This window comes from Microbacterium sp. zg.Y909 (assembly GCF_024626565.1).
The window spans coordinates 1-1153 of the sequence record NZ_JANJFJ010000674.1 but is presented as its reverse complement, the minus strand read 5'-3'; the positions used below and the strand labels follow the sequence as shown (position 1 = coordinate 1153).

Below are 1153 nucleotides of genomic sequence, written 5' to 3'. Positions count from 1 at the left end.
CGGCCGCCGGATAGAATGGGGTCTCACCGTCCGTTAACGGGGGAGCAGCCATGCCAGGCATCGTGATCGTCGGCGTCCAGTGGGGAGACGAGGGCAAAGGCAAGGCCACTGACCTCCTCGGGGACCGCACCGACTGGGTCGTCAAGTTCAACGGCGGCAACAACGCCGGCCACACCGTCGTCATCGGCGACGAGAAGTACGCGCTGCACCTGCTGCCTTCCGGCATCCTCTCTCCGGGCGTGAACGCCGTGATCGGAAACGGTGTCGTCGTCGACCTCGAGGTGCTGTTCGCCGAGCTCGAGGCGCTGAACGCGCGTGGGCTCGACACGTCGCGGCTGCGGGTGAGCGCCAACGCGCACATCATCACGCAGTACCACCGCACGCTCGACAAGGTCACCGAGCGCTTCCTCGGAAAGCGCATGATCGGCACGACCGGCCGCGGCATCGGACCGGCCTATGCCGACAAGATCAACCGCGTCGGAATCCGCGTGCAGGACCTGTTCGACGAGAACATCCTGCGCCAGAAGGTCGAGGGCGCCCTCGACCAGAAGAACCACCTGCTGGTGAAGGTCTTCAACCGCCGCGCGATCACCGTCGACGAGATCGTCGACGACCTGCTGTCCTACGCCGAGCGTCTGCGTCCCATGGTCGCCGACACGGGGCTGCTGCTGGATCAGGCCCTCGCGGCCGGCGAGGTGGTCGTCTTCGAGGGCGGCCAGGCCACCATGCTCGACGTCGACCACGGCACCTACCCGTTCGTGACGTCGTCGTCGGCCACCGCCGGCGGCGCCTCGACCGGCTCGGGCGTCGGCCCCAATCGCCTGGACCGCATCGTCGGCATCGTGAAGGCCTACACGACACGGGTCGGGTCGGGGCCGTTCCCCACCGAGCTGTTCGACGAACAGGGCGAGTGGCTGCGCTCGCGCGGCTTCGAGTTCGGCACCACGACCGGTCGGCCCCGCCGCGTCGGCTGGTACGACGCGCCCGTCACCCGCTACGCGACGCGTGTGAACGGCATCACCGACCTCGTGCTGACCAAGCTCGACATCCTCACAGGCCTTGACCGCATCCCCGTGTGCGTGGCCTACGACGTCGACGGCACGCGCTTCGACGAGGTGCCGGTGAACCAGTCGGACTTCCACCACGCCACCCC

The 1153-nt window shown here is 68.2% G+C and carries 1 protein-coding gene; it reads left to right on the top strand.

Features of this window, described 5'->3' with window-relative positions; genetic code table 11:
• Window positions 1-50: 50 nt before the first annotated feature.
• A partial coding sequence (locus NQ160_RS24040; protein WP_257517489.1) for an adenylosuccinate synthase occupies window positions 51-1153 on the top strand: 1103 nt, incomplete at its 3' end.